Raw genomic sequence first — 16,526 nt, forward strand, 5'->3', positions numbered from 1 at the left:
AATAAATTGCGAAAAGCACTTGACAAAACGCTTCATGGGGCAATGCCAAGGACATTGAGCCGTTCATGGCTTCTAAGTTTGCCGACAACATCATCCTGACTAAAACAGAACGGTTGATGATGTCCAACCGCCCGCCTGACCCCAAGAACGCCCGAAACAAAAACGTGCTGGTAGTGGGCGGTTCCGGCAGCGGTAAGACGCGGTTTTGGCTGAAACCGAATCTGCTTCAGTGCCACAGCTCCTATGTCGTCACCGATCCGAAAGGAACTATCGTTCTTGAATGTGGCAACGCAATGTTGAAGAACGGTTACAAGCTGAAAATCCTGAATACCATTAACTTCAAAAAGTCGATGCACTACAATCCCTTCGCCTATGTCCACAGCGAAAAGGACATTCTGAAGCTGGTTACGACCCTGATGACCAACACCAAGGGCGAAGGGTCCGGCGGGGACCCCTTCTGGGAGAAAAGTGAACGTCTTTTGCTGACCGCCCTGATCGCCTATCTGCATTATGAAGCCCCGGTGGAGGAGCAAAACTTCGCTACTCTGCTGGAAATGCTCAACACCATGCAGGTGTTGGAGGATGACGAGGAGTATCAGAACCCGGTGGATCTGCTGTTTGAAGAACTGGCAAAAAAGAAGCCCAACAGCTTTGCCGGGCGGCAGTATAAACTTTACAAGCTGGCTGCCGGCAAGACCGCAAAATCCATCCTGATCTCCTGCGGCGCACGGCTTGCGCCCTTCGATATTCAGGAACTGCGTGACCTCACCATGTACGATGAGCTGCAACTGGACACGTTGGGCGATAAGAAAACAGCGCTGTTCCTCATCATGAGTGATACGGACAGCACCTTCAACTTCCTCATCAGCATGGTCTACACCCAGCTTTTCAATCTGCTGTGCGACAAGGCAGATGATGTGTGCGGCGGCAAGCTGCCTGTCCATGTGCGGTGTCTCATCGACGAGTGCGCCAACATCGGGCAGATTCCAAATCTGGAAAAGCTGGTGGCGACTATCCGCAGCCGTGAGATCTCCGCCTGCCTTGTTTTACAGGCGAGAAGCCAGTTGAAAGCTATCTACAAGGACAACGCAGATACCATCGTAGGCAACATGGATTCTCAAATTTTCCTCGGCGGCTCCGAACCTACCACCCTGAAAGACCTGTCTGAAATGCTGGGCAAGGAAACGATTGATGCGTTCAACACCTCAGACACCCGTGGCAACAGCCCCAGCTATGGTACTACGTTCCAGAAGATGGGGCACGAATTATTGAGCCGGGATGAGCTGGCGGTGCTGGACGGCGGCAAGTGCATTTTGCAGTTGCGTGGTGTCAGACCGTTTCTTTCTGACAAGTACGACCTGACCCAGCATCCCAACTACAAGCTGACCTCCGACTACGACCCAAAAAACACCTTCGATATTGAAAAATATCTGAACCGCAAAGAAAAGATCCACCCCGGTGATGAGTTCATCGTGGTGGACGCTGATTCGCTCCCGTCTGCCTGACCCGGTAGGCGGTTTTATTTTTGACCGGAGAGGTACACCAGCAAGCTCACTTTGCCGCAGTTTGCGGCTTAACAACAACGGCTTCAGGTGTGTACGGACGGTCTACAACTTTCATTTATAAAGGAGAAACGACTATGGAATTCTTTAACTCTGCTATCGAAGTTCTTCAGACTCTGGTTGTCGCTCTGGGTGCCGGTCTCGGCGTGTGGGGTGCCATCAACCTGCTGGAAGGTTATGGTAACGACAACCCCGGCTCCAATGCTCATGTACGGTAGAGAAGCACAAAGCAAAACAAGGATAGCCAGCCCTGCCACTATTCCGAAGTCAGGGGAACGCAATAGAAAAATTTATAGCTGTATGCTATACTTAATTAGCATTTGAACATATCAAGCTGACACAGCAATCTCTTTACTTGCCGTTAATGCGCGTCTACCAATAGTCCGCACAAAGCAAGAGTAGCGTAAAGGTATAAAAATTTCAAACTTCTTTGTAACGAAATTCCGATTTCTCCGTCTAACCTATGAAGCTGAAGGAGGTGATGACAAGTATGGACTATGAAAAGCTCTATAAAGCCTACTATTTACAGGTATACTCGTATACTATTTCTCTTGCCAAAAATCGTGAGATAGCAGAGGAAATCACGCAGAACACATTCTATAAGGCTGTTTCTACAACATCACAATTCAAAGGTAAGTCAGATGAATTGACATGGCTCTGCTCCATAGCAAAAAACCTTTACCATGATGAAATGCGAAGCCGTCAGCGAGTAGCTGATGTGAGTGAAATCAATGACTTGCCATCAAATGAAAATGTTGAGAACTCAGTTGCAGATTCTGACATGGCGTTCCGCATACACCTCGTTCTTCACCGTTTCGAAGAACCATACAAAGAAGTCTTTCAGCTTCGCGTATTCGGGGAACTATCTTTTTCACAAATCGCTGCAATTTTTGGAAAAACAGAATCATGGGCGAGAGTTACTTATCATCGTGCAAAGCTAAAAATTCAAGAAAGGATGGATGAAAAGCATGAGTAAACAATGCGATATTGTTCGAGATATTCTTCCGCTGTATGTTGACGGTGCTTGCAGCGAAGCAAGCGCAGAGATGGTAAAAGAGCATTTGAACGCCTGTGCTGACTGTAACGCAATTTATCAGAAATTGCTTTCTCACACGAGCGAAGATGTTCTTCACGAAGAAAGCGAAAGCGTTATTATGCGCCATGAGGCAAAAGAAAAGCAGAGAGGCAGAAAAAAGATAACGATTGCTGTTCTCGTTTCCATCGCTCTTTGTATCATTGCAATTTTTACAGCTCTCTTTCTGTTACCTATAAACATTGCTTATGAGCCTGTCAAAATCGACTTCCCATTTGAGGTTGAAGATGTCGAAAACGTTGAAATGTACCACTATGACGGAGTGCCTGCATCAGCAGAAAAGAAAGTAGTTGTTGCTGAAAATGATATAAAGACCCTGTATGATAAGTTCAAGGGCTTATCCCTAAAAGACAAAACGACTGAGGAAACTGCCGGAGCAGATGTGACCAGCTTTAGATTTAACCTCTCAGATGGAACAAGCTACGATTTGATTTACGCCTGCTATGGGGTTAAAAACGGCGAATTGAAGTCAGCAGCAGGCGGTTTTAAGTATTTCACAAGTGCGGATATCGGCTCTTATTGGAACAATTTGAATACGGAACTTGAGGCAATTCCTATCAATGAGAGTGAATTGCCGTGAGCAGATAGCAAACCCAGCCGAGCCTGTCAACGGTCAAGATGAACGGCGCAAATGCGCCGCCGTTGACAGCCCCGCCCGTCTTTGCTGTTCGGTAATCAAGAGGGCGACAGCACAAGATGCTGCCGCCCTCTGCCATTATTCAGAAAGGGGGATTTTCCATGACCGAACACGAAAAGTATCAAGAACATATCCGGCATACACACGATGCCTTTTGCAAGACTGTTATTCGCCACGCTGCCATAGACGCAGCCCGGAGCATACGGAGCCGCCGCAAGCGGGAAATCTCGCTTGAATATCTGATAGAAGAAAAACACTATCCATTCAGTACCACAGATAAATACTTTGCGGAGCAATCCGGCATGACCAGCTATCCGCTTTTCGTCTGTGGTCAGATGGTGCTTTTGGAAAGTCCAGAGCTTGCCGCAGCCCTGTCCGCACTATCACAGATGGAACAGGAAATCATTTTCTTGTACTACTTCCAACGATTGACGCATAGGGAGATTGGACGGAGATATGGACGGGCTGGCAACACAACCGGGCGGCGTATTCAGATGATTTTACGGCGGCTACGGGCAGAGTTGGAGGGTTTGTCCTATGAGCCAGATACTTCCCTATGAGACAATCGTTAAGGCAAGCGAGGGCGACCCGGAAGCTGTTGCCGCCGTCCTATCCCATTATGCGGGATATGTCCGCTCTTGTGCGAAAATGGACGGACAGATTAACACGGATGTGCAGGAGCATATCGTCAGGCAACTGATAGAAAGCCTGTTGAAGTTCCGCTTTGACCGCTAAACAGAAAAGTTGTATAATTAGAGCCTGACAAATTAAACTTCAATGAGGGTAGAGCAAATGGAACAGATTATCAATTATAGAGACATACCCACAGATAAAAGGATTGACATATTAAATGCTCTTGAGCGAATAGGTTTTTTTCCGGCATACGGCGGCGTGAGAACAATGCAGCAAATTATGGAAAAGTCAGTTCCAGGTTCAGGCCCACAATTCTATTTCGTTTTCCGTGAAAATGAGTTGATAGGGTACAATTTTCTCATTGGGGACACTAAGAAATATAAAGCGTTCCCATGGCTTGCTATTAGCAATATGGATGAGCAGAAGTTGACTGTTTGTGAAGAACTGATGAAAATACAAATTGCCTTTTTTGAAGATCTCGGAATGCAAAAGATAGCAGATCATTGCGTTAGGATTATGGAAGATTACAGAAAAGGAATTGGAAAGCGGAAAGAAAGCGATTGCAGATAAATTCCATTTGAAAAACGGCTGACAATTTAATACCGCCGCCCATCACAGCGGCAGATAAGCAGTAAATCTTGAAAAGGTTTACTGCTTTTTTTGCGCCCATTTTCAAAAATCTTTGGCAAACCACACCACCGGATTGTTGTAGGGAGCAGATAGGGAAAACAAAAAAATTTCCGTGCGTTTGCCAAAACGCCCCCTTTTCACCGTTGTAGTGGTGAACAGCGGGCAGAACACGCCGCCGCAATCGCTATATTGGTGGAGCAAGCCAGTATATCCGCAAACCAGAGCCGCCGAGGAAAGCGGTAGTTTTTTAGAGCAAGATTCTACCACAGTGCCAAAATCCGCATATCTGCGGTTTTGCCCCCTTTGGTAAATCTTGTTGGGGAGTGCCTTCCCCAAACCCTGCTCATGCGCCCTGTCGGGCGAGAAAGGAGGTCAACGCTTGAAGAAAAAATACAACACGCCCCACCGCTGCCATGTGGTCAAAACCCGCATGACCGAGGAAGAATACGCCGACTTTACCGAGCGGCTGAAACACTATGACATGAGCCAAGCCGAATTTATCCGGCAAGCCATTACACGGGCGACCATTCGCCCCATCGTTACCGTTTCCCCGGCCAATGATGAACTGTTGTCCGCCGTTGGCAGGCTGACCGCCGAATATGGAAAAATCGGTGGCAACCTCAATCAGATTGCCCGCGCCCTCAACGAGTACGGCACACCATACAACGCCCTGTCCGTTGAAGTCCGCGCCGCCATTTCTGACCTTGCTGCCTTGAAGTTTGAAGTCCTGCGAAAGGTAGGTGACGCTGTTGGCAACATTCAAACATATCAGCTCTAAAAATGCGGACTATGGCGCAGCCGAGCAGTACCTCACCTTTGAACATGACGAGTTTACCATGAAGCCCACCCTTGATGAAAACGGGCGGCTCATGCTCAGGGAGGACTATCGAATAGCCACGCTGAACTGCGGCGACGAGGATTTTGCCGTTGCCTGTATGCGCTCCAATCTCCGCTATGGGAAGAACCAGAAGCGGGAAGATGTAAAAAGCCACCACTACATTATCAGCTTTGACCCACGGGACGCGGTGGACAACGGTTTGACCGTAGACCGGGCGCAGGCGTTGGGCGAGGAATTTTGCCGGAAGCAGTTTCCCGGACACCAAGCCATTGTCTGCACCCACCCGGACGGACACAACCACAGCGGCAATATCCATGTGCATATCGTTATCAATTCTCTGCGGATAGCCGAAGTTCCATTCTTGCCCTATATGGACAGACCGGCAGACACCCGCGCCGGGTGCAAACACCGCTGCACAGACGCGGCGATGGAATACTTCAAAGCCGAAGTCATGGAGCTGTGCCACCGGGAAAATCTCTATCAAATCGACCTTTTGCATGGCAGCAAAAGCCGCATTACCGAGCGTGAGTATTGGGCGCAGCGGAAAGGGCAGGTAAAGCTGGACAAGGAAGCTGCCGCCTTGCCAGCCGAGGAGCAGCCAGCCAAGCCCACGAAGTTTGAAACAGACAAGGAAAAATTGCGGCAGGCCATACGCACCGCGCTGTCCTCTGCCGCAAGCTATGGCGAGTTCGCCGCCGTTCTCTTGCAACAGGGCGTGACTGTCAAGGAGAGCCGAGGGCGGCTATCCTACCTCACGCCGGACAGGACAAAGCCCATTACCGCCCGCAAGCTGGGAGATGATTTTGACCGCGCTGCCGTTCTTGCCCTTTTGGAACAGAACGCCCACAGAGCCGCCGAGCAGACCGCAACCGTACCCGAATACCCCCGCAACATAAGGGAGCGTTTGCAGGGCAAAAAAGCTGTCCAAACCACCCCGGAAAAGGACGGTATTCAGCGCATGGTTGACCGGGCAGCGAAGCGAGCGGAGGGAAAGGGCGCGGGCTATGACCGCTGGGCGGCAGTCCACAATCTGAAACAAATGGCGGCTACCGTTGCCGCCTACGGGCAGTACGCCTATTCGCCGGAGGAGCTGGACGCAGCCCTTGTATCCGCCAATGCGGATTTACAGGACAGCACCGACAAGCTGAAAGCCCTGGACGCTGCTATCCGGGAGAAAAAGGAACTTCAGACACAGGTGCTTGCCTATGCCAAGACCAAGCCTGCCCGTGACGGTCTGAAAGCGCAGAAAACGGAAAAAGCCCGCAGCGCCTACCGGGAACGGCACGAAAGCGATTTTATCATAGCGGACGCAGCCACCCGTTATTTTCGGGCGCATGGCGTTTCCAAGCTGCCAAGCCATAAAGCCCTGCAAGCGGAAATCGAGCAGCTTACCGCCGAAAAGAACGCCCATTACAACGAATACCGGGAGAAAAAAGCCCGTGTCAAGGAGCTGCATACCGTGAAAAGCAATCTTTCTCAAATCCTGCAAGGCGAGAAAGACAGAGAGAAAAAGCACGAACATGAGCGTTAAAAACCGCCCCGAAACGATACCAAAACGGGGATATGCCCTGCACCCTATCCGCAATACTGCCCACCTTTGAAACGGGGCGCACAGCGCAGGAAATCCCCGAAAATGACACCGAGAAACTACATTTTTACCGACCTATCCGCTTATACCAGCGGAAACGGCAGAAAGGAGCGAGAAATGCCACGCATGAGCAAAAAGCGGCGGTTGGAATGGAGCTTTTTCCTCAACCACCGAAACCGTATTACCTACAATGACCTTTGCCGGGGCTGCACACACGGCTGCAAGCAGAGCTTCCGGGCGATTATCGTCCTCTGCCCCCGGTATTTCTCTAAGAGATGGAAACACAGGGAGGACACCGCCAATGGCAGATAACCGCAAATATTACTACCTCAAACTGAAAGAAAACTTCTTCGACAGCGATTCCATTGTGCTGTTGGAGGACATGAAAGACGGGATTTTGTATTCCAATATCCTCTTGAAGCTGTACTTAAAATCGCTGAAAAATGGCGGCAGATTGCAGCTTGACGAGCATATCCCCTATACCGCCCAGATGATAGCCACGCTGACCCGTCACCAAATCGGGACGGTGGAACGGGCATTAGCCATCTTCCAGCAGTTAGGGCTTGTGGAGCAGCTTGACTGCGGGCTGCTTTATATGACCGACATCGAGCTGATGATCGGTCAATCCTCTACCGAAGCGGAACGGAAACGCGCCGCAAGGCTTGAAAATAAGGCACTTTTGCCGCCGCGGACAAATGGCGGACATTTGTCCGACATTCGTCCACCAGAGATAGAGATAAAGAAAGAGATAGATATAGAGTTAGAAAAAGAGGGAGAGTTAAAGGGACAAGCCCTCGCCCGCAGCTATGGCAGATATGAGAATGTATTTCTGACTGATACGGAGCTTTCCGAACTGCAAGCGGAGCTGCCCGAAAAATGGGCGTACTACATTGAGCGGCTTTCCGGCTATATCGCGTCCACGGGCAAGAAATATAAAAACCACGCCGCCACTATCCGCAGATGGGCGGCAGACGATACCGCAAAGGCTGCCCCGAAAAAGGGCATACCCGAATACACCTGCAAGGAGGGCGAGAGCTTATGAGTAATCTGTTTACAGAACGAGTTTTGAATATGGCGGCTGTTACCCCACAGCCGGAGGACTACACGGGCGAGGACGGACTGCTTTACTGCGGCAAGTGTCACACTCCGAAAGAAGCCTACTTCCCGGAAAAGCAAGCCGCCCTGTTTGGGCGTGACCGCCACCCGGCAGAATGTGACTGCCAGAAAGCCCAGCGTTTGGAGCGTGAAGCCGCCGAACAGCGCAGAAAGCACCTTGACACCGTGGAGGACTTGAAACGCCGGGGATTTACCAATCCTACCATGCAGGAATGGACTTTCGCCAACGACAACGGGAAATGCCCGCAAATGGAGATTGCACACTTCTATGTGGAGCATTGGGAAATCATGCGCGAGGAAAATATCGGCTATCTGCTATGGGGCAAGGTCGGCACAGGAAAAAGCTATTTTGCCGGGTGTATCGCTAATGCCCTCATGGAGCAGGAAGTCGCTGTCCGCATGACGAACTTCTCTGCGATTTTGAATGACCTGACCGCCAGCTTTGAGGGGCGCAACGAGTATATCGAGCGTCTTTGCCGTTTTCCTCTGCTTATCATTGATGATTTTGGAATGGAGCGCGGCACAGAGTACGGTTTAGAACAGGTCTACAATGTGATTGACAGCCGCTACCGCAGCCGCAAGCCCTTAATCGTTACCACCAATCTGACATTGGACAGCCTGCAAAATCCGCTGGACACCGCCCATGCCCGGATTTATGACCGCCTTTTGGAAATGTGCGCCCCTATCCTCTTTACGGGAGAAAACTTCCGCCGTGAAACGGCGCAAGCCAAGCTGAACAGACTAAAAGAATTGATGAAATGAAAGGAGTTGCCTATGGCAGAGAACAAGCAGAATACCACCCCGGAACGCCGCCCGGACTGTGTGACAGAGATCCGCATGGGCAACACCGTCCTTGTCGTTTCCGGCTTTTTCAAAAAAGATACCACCGACACCGCAGCCGATAAGATGATGAAAGTGCTGGAGGCGGAAGCAGCCGCAGGACACAAAGCCCAGCTTTCGCCCTAACGCTACAAGCCGCACAGAAAAATCGTCATTTTACCGGGCGGTAAAGAAGCAGAAGCCGCTATACAGACAGCCGCCCCATGTGGTATAATCGAAATACGGAATAGTGGGGCTGGCTGTCGGAAACGGAGGATTTTATGTTAAGACAGACCACCCAGAAAATCACTGCCCTTTATCCAAGACTATCCCATGAGGACGAGCTGCAAGGCGAAAGCAATTCCATTTCCTACCAGAAGCGTATTCTTGAAACCTACGCAAAGCAGAACGGTTTTTCCAATCTGCGCTGGTACACGGACGATGGCTATTCTGGTGCGAACTTCCAAAGACCGGGTTTTCAATCCATGCTTGCGGACATTGAAGCCGGGAAAGTGGCTACCGTTATCGTAAAGGATATGTCACGGTTAGGGCGAAACTACCTGCAGGTGGGAATGTATACCGAGATGATTTTCCCACAAAAAGGCGTCCGTTTTATCGCCATCAACGATGGAGTAGACAGCGCACAGGGCGACAATGATTTTGCCCCTCTGCGGAACATTTTCAACGAATGGCTGGTGAGAGATACGAGTAAGAAAATCAAAGCTGTAAAACGGTCAAAAGGCATGAGCGGCAAGCCTGTTACGAGCAAACCCGTGTACGGCTACCTCATGGACGAGGACGAAAACTTCATCATTGACGAGGAAGCCGCACCCGTGGTCAAGCAGATATACCGTCTGTGCCTTGCCGGGAACGGTCCGACCAAGATAGCCCGTATGCTGACCGAGCAGGAAATCCCAACGCCGGGAACGCTGGAATACCGCAGGATGGGCAGCACACGCCGCTATCACCCCGGCTATGAGTGCAAATGGGCGACAAATACCGTGGTGCATATCCTTGAAAACCGGGAGTACATGGGCTGTTTGGTGAACTTCAAGACGGAGAAACCGTCCTACAAGACCAAGCACAGCATAGAAAATCCCATTGAGAAACAGGCAATTTTCGAGAACCACCATGAGCCTATCATCGACACCCAGACATGGGAGCGTGTGCAGGAATTACGCAAACAGCGCAAGCGTCCGAACCGCTATGATGAAGTGGGCTTGTTCTCTGGTATGCTCTTTTGCGCGGACTGCGGCAGCGTCATGTATCAGCAGCGTTACCAGACCGATAAGCGGAAACAGGACTGCTATATCTGCGGGAACTACAAGAAGCGCACCCATGACTGCACCGCACATTTTATCCGCACCGACCTTTTGACTGCAGGCGTTCTCTCCAATCTACGGAAAGTGACGAGCTATGCGGCAAAGCATGAAGCCCGGTTTATGAAGCTGCTGATCGAGCAGAACGAGGACGGCGGCAAACGCCGGAACGCCGCCAAGAAAAAGGAACTGGAAGCTGCCGAAAAGCGTATCGGTGAACTTTCCGCTATTTTCAAGCGGCTGTATGAGGACAGCGTAAGCGGTCGCATTTCTGACGAGCGTTTCACGGAGCTTTCGGCAGACTATGAAGCCGAACAGCAGGAATTGAAAGAGCGTGTTGCCAGAATACAGGCGGAGCTTTCCAAAGCACAGGAAGCTACCGTAAACGCAGAAAAGTTTATGAACATTGTCCGCAAGCATATGAACTTTGAAGAACTGACCCACACCCTCTTGCGTGAGTTTGTAGAGAAAATCGTTGTGCATGAGTGCAGCTACGATGAAAACGGCACACGCAGACAGGATATTGAGATTTACTATTCTTTCGTCGGCAAGGTGGACTTGCCCGAATGACCGCCTGCCCTATCCGATACCAAAGACAAGTATCGGATAGGAAAGGCAAAATTTTTTACACTTCTATTACTTCTTTATCACAAATAAGCAAAGTCTCAGGGCATGAAGCAGCTCATGGCTGGCGGCGGTGTCGCTCTGGTGGGCATCACCCTGATTCCTCTGCTGTCTGGTCTGTTCGGCTAAGAGCCGCAGGCGGGTTTATCCCGCCTGTACATACGCAATCGCTCTATCTCTGCTGTGGATAACAGCCCTTTATCATAAGGAGCGCATTGTGATACGAATCTCCACCCATCCATGAAAGGCGGTGCTATTATGCAGTTTTTGACCCACATTATTTTTCTCCTGAACCTTCTTAAGACCCTCATCAACCACTTCAGCTAAGGACGGTGACTGCTGAATGGAAACCGTTCTCAAAGCCATTGCCGACTGGATCAAAGGCATCCTGACGGCAGGCATCATGTCAAACCTGTCCGGCCTGTTCGATGATGTGAACACGCAGGTCGGCAATATCGCCCAGCAGGTGGGCACCAAGCCCTCTAGCTTTGAGCCGAGAGTGTTCGCCATGATTGAAGCCCTCTCCCGGAACGTGGTGCTGCCCATTGCAGGCATCATCCTGACCTTCATCGCCTGTTATGAGTTGATCGAAATGATCACCCAGCACAACAACATGGCGCAGTTTGAGCCTGCCCTCATCATGCGCTGGATCTTCAAAACGGCGGTGTCGGTGTGGTTTATTTCCAACACCTTCGATATTGTGATGGCGGTCTTTGACCTGACACAGAAGGTGGTGTCTGATTCCAGCGGCATCATTGCTGGAAACACCCGTGTCAACGACATTGGCTTGTCGATGCTGCAATCCAGCCTGATGCAGATGGATGTAGGCCCCCTGTTCGGGCTTTTCCTGCAAAGTTTCTTCATCGGCATCACCATGCGGATCTTGAGCATCATCATTTTTGTCATCGTGTACGGAAGAATGATTGAGATCTATTGCATGGTGAGCCTTGCACCCATCCCCATGGCGACTTTCGGCAACCACGAGCAGAGCCACATGGGGCAGAACTATTTGAAATGCCTGTTTGCGCTGGGTTTTCAGGGCTTTCTCATCCTCATCTGCGTAGCAATTTATGCGGTGCTGATCCAGAGCGTAGCGATTTCCGGGGATGCCATCAACTCCATTTGGAGCATTGTGGGCTACACTGTTCTGCTCTGTTTCAGCCTGTTCAAGACCAGTTCCGTGACAAAATCCGTTCTCGGAGCGCATTAAAGGAGGTGCTTTATTGGCTGCGTATATTTCCGTCCCCCGTGACCTGACGAAGGTGAAATCGAAGGTCGCATTCAATCTGACCAAACGGCAGCTCGTCTGCTTTGGCACAGCGGCTCTCATTGGAGTGCCGCTATTTTTTGTTCTCCGGGACTCCGGCGGCAACACTGCCGCCACCCTCGGCATGATGGCGGTGATGCTGCCAGCGTTTTTCCTTGGGATGTACGAAAAAAACGGTCAGCCCATGGAAAAGCTGCTGTCGTACTATGTGCAGTCCCGGTTTGTCCGCCCGAAGATTCGCCCCTACAAGACCAACAACTACTATGCGATTTTGATGAAGGGAGGCGCAACCTATGATTCCGTTTTGGAAAAAGACCGGTAAGGACGGCAAGAAAAAACCGCAGAAACCCGCCGTGCCCCGGACCGCCCAGCAGTCCATCCCCATGCAGCGGATGTTTGAGGACGGCACCTGCCGTGTCCGTCCCGGCTACTACACCCGCACCATCCAGTATCAGGACATCAATTACCAGCTCGCCCAGCAGGAGGATAAGACGGCGATTTTCGAGGAATGGTGCAGTTTTCTGAACTTCTTCGATTCCAGCATCAAGTTTGAACTGTCCTTTGTGAACATGGCAACCGACAGCACCGAGTTTGAGAAAAGCATCCGTATCCCGTACCAGCGAGATGGTTTCGATGATGTTCGTGCGGAGTATTCCCAGATGCTGCGCCAGCAGCTTGCCAAGGGCAATAATGGTCTGACCAAGACCAAATTCATCACCTTTGGCGTAGAGGGCGAGAGCATGGCGCAGGTCAAGCCCCGGCTCGACCACATCCAGAACGATTTGCTCAACAACTTCCACCGGCTGGGGGTGCAGGCAAAGCCCCTGAACGGTGTCCAGCGGCTGAAACTCATGCACGATATGTTCAACATGGACGGCGCATCCAAGTTTCATTTCGACTGGAAAGACCTCGTAAAAAGTGGGCTTTCGGTGAAGGATGCCATTGCGCCCACCGCCTTTGCCTTCAAAAATTCCCGGACGTTCCAGATGGGCGGCATCTTCTGCGCCGCCAGCTTTTTGAGCATTACGGCATCGGACATCAGCGACCAGCTTTTGAAGGATTTTCTGGATATGGATTCCAGCCAGATCGTCACCATGCACATCCAGTCCGTTGACCAGAACCGTGCCATCAAAACCGTCAAGCGCACCATCACCGAACTGGATCGTAGTACCATTGAGGAACAGAAAAAAGCCATCCGTTCCGGTTATGATATCGACATTCTTCCGTCGGATCTGAAAACCTACGGCAGAGATGCCAAAGCCCTGCTGAAAGAATTGCAGAGCCAGAACGAGAGAATGTTTTTGGTGACATTCCTCGTTTTGAACACCGGGCGCACGGAGCAGGAACTGGAAAACAACGTCTTTCAGGCAAGCTCCATCGCTCAGAAGCACAACTGCAACCTGTGCCGTCTGGATTTCCAGCAGGAGCAGGGGCTGATGAGCAGTCTGCCGCTGGCAGATTGCCAGATTGAGATTCAGCGCGGTCTTACCACTAGCAGCACCGCCATCTTCATTCCGTTTACCACGCAGGAACTGTACCAGTCCGGCAAAGAAAGTCTGTACTACGGACTGAACGCCCTGTCCAACAACCTCATCATGGTGGACCGGAAGAAGCTGAAGAACCCCAACGGCCTGATCCTCGGCACTCCGGGAAGCGGCAAAAGTTTCTCGGCAAAGCGTGAAATCGCAAACGCTTTTTTGGTGACGGACGATGATATTATTGTGAACGATCCAGAGGGAGAGTATTCTCCTCTGGTGAATCGGCTGAAAGGTCAGGTTATCAAAATCAGCCCCAACAGCACCCAGTTCATCAATCCCATGGACATTAACGCCAACTATTCGGAGGAAGATAATCCGCTTTCCCTGAAAGCTGACTTTATTCTTTCTTTGTGTGAACTGGTGGTGGGTGGCAAGGAAGGGCTTCTGCCGGTGGAGAAAACCGTCATTGACCGCTGTGTGCATCTGATCTACCGCAAATATTTTGCCGACCCCTGCCCGGAGAATATGCCCATCCTTGAGGACTTGTACAATGCCCTGCTCCAACAGGACGAGAAAGAAGCCCACCATGTTGCCACCGCACTGGAAATCTACGTCAAGGGCAGTCTGAACCTGTTCAACCACCGCACCAATGTGAACGTCAACAACCGCATCGTCTGCTATGACATCAAGGAACTGGGCAAACAGATGAAGAAGCTCGGTATGCTCATTGTGCAGGATCAGGTGTGGGGGCGTGTCACGGCAAACCGTAGCAGCGGAAAGTCCACACGGTATTATATGGACGAGATGCACCTGCTTCTGAAAGAGGAGCAGACTGCGGCGTATTCCGTGGAGATCTGGAAGCGTTTCCGCAAGTGGGGCGGTATTCCCACAGGGCTGACTCAGAACGTGAAAGACCTTCTTTCTTCCCGTGAGGTCGAGAATATTTTTGAAAATTCGGACATGATCATCATGCTGAATCAGGCGGCAGGCGACCGGCAAATTCTCGCAAAGCAGCTCAACATCTCGCCCCATCAGCTTTCCTATGTGACCCACTCCGGCGAGGGCGAGGGGCTGCTGTTTTTCGGCAATGTCATTCTGCCGTTTGTGGACCGTTTCCCCACCGATTTGGAACTCTACCGCATTATGACCACCAAGTTGGGTGAGGTTTCGGAGGGCACACAGAAATGAGCAATCCGAAGCTGAATCACAAAGAGGAAACGTCAACCAAAAAGACCCGTTCTCCCCCGAAAAGAGCCAAGGTGGAGCAGTCGGTGCCCAAAAAGAAAAAGCTGAAAACCGATGCGGAAAAGGCAGCAGAAAAAGCCCAACACTTGAGGTTCGGCAAGGCGGAGCTGACCCCTGACGAGTTGAGCCGGTTGAGCAAGGCGCAGAAGCGGGAGATGTACGCTGCCCATGCCGCCCGCTCTGCGGTGCATCACGAAGTTGACCAGTACGAGGATGAAAACGTCGGTGTGCAGGCGTTGAGCGAGGGCGAAAAAGCGGCAGGAAATGTCCGTGATATTTCCAAAAGCCGCTATGCCCGGAAGCTCAAGAAGAAAGCCAAGATGCAGGGCAAGAAGGGCACCAAAACCGCAAAATCTTCTGCACGAGAGCCGACTGCAACACAAGATGCAGGCGCATCCAGCACCGGCGAGGGCGGCTCCAACTGGCTTTCCCGGTGGCGGCAGAAACAGGACATCCGGCAGAGCTACTATGCCGCCGCCCGGTCAGGCACGGCGGCGCAGACCGCAGGTGGCAAAGCAGCATCCAACGGCGCATCTGCTGCTCGGTCCAGCATTGAACAGGCGGTAGAAAAGGGCAAAACTGCCGTCAGCACTGCCGTGAAAGGGCTGGTGAATGCCGCCAAGGGCAACGCACACGTTCTGGTGATCGTGGGCGTTTTTCTTTTGCTCATTCTCATGGTGATGTCCGGCTTTTCCTCCTGCGGCATCCTCTTTTCCGGCGGCACACAGGTGTCCGGGCAGACCATGTACTCCGCCGAGGATCGGGATATTCGCGGTGCAGAGCAGGACTATAAGAAGCTGGAAAAGGAACTGGACAAAAAGATCAAGCGAACTCCCGCCGATCACCCCGGCTACAACGAGTACCAGTACCATCTTGACCCCATCGAGCATGACCCGTGGCAGTTGACTTCTTTTCTCACGACCCTGTATGACGATTACACCCGGTCGGAGGTGCAGGGCAAGCTGAAGGAAACCTTCAAAAAGCAGTACAAGCTGACCACATGGGTAGAGGTGCAGACCCGGTATATGACCGTCTGGGTCATCAGCCCGGCAGGAATCCCGGTTCCCACGCAGGTGCCCTACGAGTACAAAATCTTCCACACCAAATTGGTGAACCGAGGCTTGGAGGTGGTCATCCGGGAAGAACTGGACAACGACCAGTGGAAACGCTACGAGATTTTCCAAGACACCTTGGGCGGCAGACCCTACCTGTTCAACGGCGGTCTGCCGCCCGGTGGCTCTGATGGCTCCGGCACACCGGGCATTGATTATCAGATTCCGGCAGAAGCCCTGACCGACAGCGAATTTGCCGCCATCTACAAGGAAGCCCAAAAGTATGTGGGCACACCTTACGTCTGGGGCGGCTCTACCCCGGAAACCGGGTTCGATTGCAGCGGTTATGTCTGCTGGGTCTACAACCAGAACGGCTACGATGCGGGGCGCACCACCGCCAACGGTCTGTGGAACAAGAGCCAGCACATTTCCGAAGCCGAAGCAAAGCCTGGCGACCTTGTTTTCTTCGAGGGAACGTATGATACGCCGGGGAAAAGTCACGTTGGAATCTACCTCGGCAACGGCATGATGGTCAGTGCCGGAGACCCAATCAAGTACGCAAACATTCACTCGTCCTACTGGGAGAAGCATCTCGCCGGATTCGGACGGCTTTCAAAATGATTGG

18 protein-coding genes and 2 pseudogenes are annotated in these 16,526 nt (G+C 51.5%); 19 read left to right on the forward strand and 1 reads right to left on the reverse strand.

Translation table 11 applies throughout. From position 1 onward, the window contains the following. Positions 1–26: 26 nt before the first annotated feature. The 7 genes and pseudogenes from I5P96_RS06055 to I5P96_RS06085 all read left to right on the forward strand — a co-directional run. Positions 27–1,505, forward strand: a pseudogene (locus tag I5P96_RS06055) (VirD4-like conjugal transfer protein, CD1115 family); the annotation flags it as partial. 134 nt (positions 1,506–1,639) lie between these two features. Beyond that, a complete protein-coding gene (locus tag I5P96_RS06060; protein ID WP_044954258.1) occupies positions 1,640–1,780 on the forward strand; it encodes a Maff2 family mobile element protein in 141 nt (46 codons plus the stop codon). Positions 1,781–2,025: 245 nt separating this feature from the next. Further along, positions 2,026–2,538 carry an RNA polymerase sigma factor gene (locus I5P96_RS06065; RefSeq protein WP_118564522.1) on the forward strand — a complete coding sequence of 171 codons (513 nt, stop codon included), beginning with the start codon at positions 2,026–2,028 and terminating at the stop codon, positions 2,536–2,538. Then, entirely contained in the window at positions 2,531–3,235 is a 705-nt protein-coding gene (locus tag I5P96_RS06070; RefSeq protein WP_005946129.1) for a zf-HC2 domain-containing protein, read from the forward strand. Before I5P96_RS06065 ends, I5P96_RS06070 begins: the two co-directional genes overlap by 8 nt. 116 nt (positions 3,236–3,351) lie before the next feature. Beyond that, on the forward strand, positions 3,352–3,852 hold the full coding sequence (locus tag I5P96_RS06075; RefSeq protein WP_003533431.1) for an RNA polymerase sigma factor: 501 nt from the start codon (positions 3,352–3,354) through the stop codon (positions 3,850–3,852). Further along, the gene (locus I5P96_RS06080) at positions 3,830–4,027 is read left to right on the forward strand and encodes a helix-turn-helix domain-containing protein (RefSeq protein ID WP_117465429.1); all 198 of its coding nucleotides are present in this window, start codon (positions 3,830–3,832) and stop codon (positions 4,025–4,027) included. Before I5P96_RS06075 ends, I5P96_RS06080 begins: the two co-directional genes overlap by 23 nt. 42 nt (positions 4,028–4,069) lie before the next feature. Further along, positions 4,070–4,495, forward strand: a complete 426-nt coding sequence (locus I5P96_RS06085) for a hypothetical protein (protein WP_117823063.1) — start codon at positions 4,070–4,072, stop codon at positions 4,493–4,495. Between the two features lie 102 nt (positions 4,496–4,597). On the opposite strand, the gene I5P96_RS06090 is transcribed toward I5P96_RS06085, so the two are convergent. Continuing rightward, positions 4,598–4,891, reverse strand: a complete 294-nt coding sequence (locus I5P96_RS06090) for a hypothetical protein (RefSeq protein WP_181968636.1) — start codon at positions 4,889–4,891, stop codon at positions 4,598–4,600. A 43-nt stretch (positions 4,892–4,934) separates the two neighbouring features. Between I5P96_RS06090 and I5P96_RS06095 the strand changes: the two genes are divergently transcribed. From I5P96_RS06095 to I5P96_RS06150, 12 genes and pseudogenes are all read left to right on the forward strand, one after another. Then, on the forward strand, positions 4,935–5,333 hold the full coding sequence (locus I5P96_RS06095) for a plasmid mobilization protein (protein WP_192919790.1): 399 nt from the start codon (positions 4,935–4,937) through the stop codon (positions 5,331–5,333). Then, entirely contained in the window at positions 5,305–6,924 is a 1,620-nt protein-coding gene (locus I5P96_RS06100) for a relaxase/mobilization nuclease domain-containing protein (protein WP_202191447.1), read from the forward strand. The genes I5P96_RS06095 and I5P96_RS06100 overlap by 29 nt, the downstream gene beginning before the upstream one ends. Before the next feature lie 174 nt (positions 6,925–7,098). Continuing rightward, the gene (locus I5P96_RS06105) at positions 7,099–7,293 is read left to right on the forward strand and encodes a hypothetical protein (protein ID WP_006573562.1); all 195 of its coding nucleotides are present in this window, start codon (positions 7,099–7,101) and stop codon (positions 7,291–7,293) included. Further along, positions 7,283–8,023, forward strand: coding sequence for a phage replisome organizer N-terminal domain-containing protein (locus tag I5P96_RS06110; RefSeq protein WP_117568906.1), 741 nt, complete (start codon positions 7,283–7,285; stop codon positions 8,021–8,023). The genes I5P96_RS06105 and I5P96_RS06110 overlap by 11 nt, the downstream gene beginning before the upstream one ends. After that, the gene (locus tag I5P96_RS06115) at positions 8,020–8,859 is read left to right on the forward strand and encodes an ATP-binding protein (protein WP_008402238.1); all 840 of its coding nucleotides are present in this window, start codon (positions 8,020–8,022) and stop codon (positions 8,857–8,859) included. Before I5P96_RS06110 ends, I5P96_RS06115 begins: the two co-directional genes overlap by 4 nt. A gap of 12 nt (positions 8,860–8,871) precedes the next feature. Further along, on the forward strand, positions 8,872–9,063 hold the full coding sequence (locus I5P96_RS06120; RefSeq protein ID WP_005946147.1) for a transposon-encoded TnpW family protein: 192 nt from the start codon (positions 8,872–8,874) through the stop codon (positions 9,061–9,063). Positions 9,064–9,197: 134 nt separating this feature from the next. Continuing rightward, positions 9,198–10,805: a recombinase family protein gene (locus I5P96_RS06125; protein WP_223383579.1), complete on the forward strand. Its 1,608-nt coding sequence runs from the start codon at positions 9,198–9,200 to the stop codon at positions 10,803–10,805. 87 nt (positions 10,806–10,892) lie between these two features. After that, positions 10,893–10,988, forward strand: a pseudogene (locus tag I5P96_RS06130) (Maff2 family mobile element protein); the annotation flags it as partial. Positions 10,989–11,202: 214 nt separating this feature from the next. Further along, the gene (locus tag I5P96_RS06135) at positions 11,203–12,069 is read left to right on the forward strand and encodes a VirB6/TrbL-like conjugal transfer protein, CD1112 family (protein ID WP_223383580.1); all 867 of its coding nucleotides are present in this window, start codon (positions 11,203–11,205) and stop codon (positions 12,067–12,069) included. A gap of 13 nt (positions 12,070–12,082) precedes the next feature. Further along, positions 12,083–12,448: a PrgI family protein gene (locus I5P96_RS06140; protein WP_112146658.1), complete on the forward strand. Its 366-nt coding sequence runs from the start codon at positions 12,083–12,085 to the stop codon at positions 12,446–12,448. Beyond that, positions 12,420–14,792 carry a VirB4-like conjugal transfer ATPase, CD1110 family gene (locus I5P96_RS06145; RefSeq protein WP_117950435.1) on the forward strand — a complete coding sequence of 791 codons (2,373 nt, stop codon included), beginning with the start codon at positions 12,420–12,422 and terminating at the stop codon, positions 14,790–14,792. The genes I5P96_RS06140 and I5P96_RS06145 overlap by 29 nt, the downstream gene beginning before the upstream one ends. Then, a complete protein-coding gene (locus tag I5P96_RS06150) occupies positions 14,789–16,522 on the forward strand; it encodes a C40 family peptidase (RefSeq protein WP_223383581.1) in 1,734 nt (577 codons plus the stop codon). Before I5P96_RS06145 ends, I5P96_RS06150 begins: the two co-directional genes overlap by 4 nt. Positions 16,523–16,526: the final 4 nt, after the last annotated feature.

The sequence above is a fragment of the Faecalibacterium prausnitzii genome (assembly GCF_019967995.1).
GTDB lineage: Bacteria > Bacillota > Clostridia > Oscillospirales > Ruminococcaceae > Faecalibacterium > Faecalibacterium prausnitzii_E.

Bases quoted from the DNA above. Each gene is read 5' to 3' on its own strand.
- I5P96_RS06060 (WP_044954258.1), top strand. From the start codon at position 1,640: ATGGAATTCTTTAACTCTGCTATCGAAGTTCTTCAGACTCTGGTTGTC.
- I5P96_RS06065 (WP_118564522.1), top strand. From the start codon at position 2,026: ATGAAGCTGAAGGAGGTGATGACAAGTATGGACTATGAAAAGCTCTAT.
- I5P96_RS06070 (WP_005946129.1), top strand. From the start codon at position 2,531: ATGAGTAAACAATGCGATATTGTTCGAGATATTCTTCCGCTGTATGTT.
- I5P96_RS06075 (WP_003533431.1), top strand. From the start codon at position 3,352: ATGCTGCCGCCCTCTGCCATTATTCAGAAAGGGGGATTTTCCATGACC.
- I5P96_RS06080 (WP_117465429.1), top strand. From the start codon at position 3,830: ATGAGCCAGATACTTCCCTATGAGACAATCGTTAAGGCAAGCGAGGGC.
- I5P96_RS06085 (WP_117823063.1), top strand. From the start codon at position 4,070: ATGAGGGTAGAGCAAATGGAACAGATTATCAATTATAGAGACATACCC.
- I5P96_RS06105 (WP_006573562.1), top strand. From the start codon at position 7,099: ATGCCACGCATGAGCAAAAAGCGGCGGTTGGAATGGAGCTTTTTCCTC.
- I5P96_RS06110 (WP_117568906.1), top strand. From the start codon at position 7,283: ATGGCAGATAACCGCAAATATTACTACCTCAAACTGAAAGAAAACTTC.
- I5P96_RS06115 (WP_008402238.1), top strand. From the start codon at position 8,020: ATGAGTAATCTGTTTACAGAACGAGTTTTGAATATGGCGGCTGTTACC.
- I5P96_RS06120 (WP_005946147.1), top strand. From the start codon at position 8,872: ATGGCAGAGAACAAGCAGAATACCACCCCGGAACGCCGCCCGGACTGT.
- I5P96_RS06125 (WP_223383579.1), top strand. From the start codon at position 9,198: ATGTTAAGACAGACCACCCAGAAAATCACTGCCCTTTATCCAAGACTA.
- I5P96_RS06135 (WP_223383580.1), top strand. From the start codon at position 11,203: ATGGAAACCGTTCTCAAAGCCATTGCCGACTGGATCAAAGGCATCCTG.
- I5P96_RS06145 (WP_117950435.1), top strand. From the start codon at position 12,420: ATGATTCCGTTTTGGAAAAAGACCGGTAAGGACGGCAAGAAAAAACCG.
- I5P96_RS06150 (WP_223383581.1), top strand. From the start codon at position 14,789: ATGAGCAATCCGAAGCTGAATCACAAAGAGGAAACGTCAACCAAAAAG.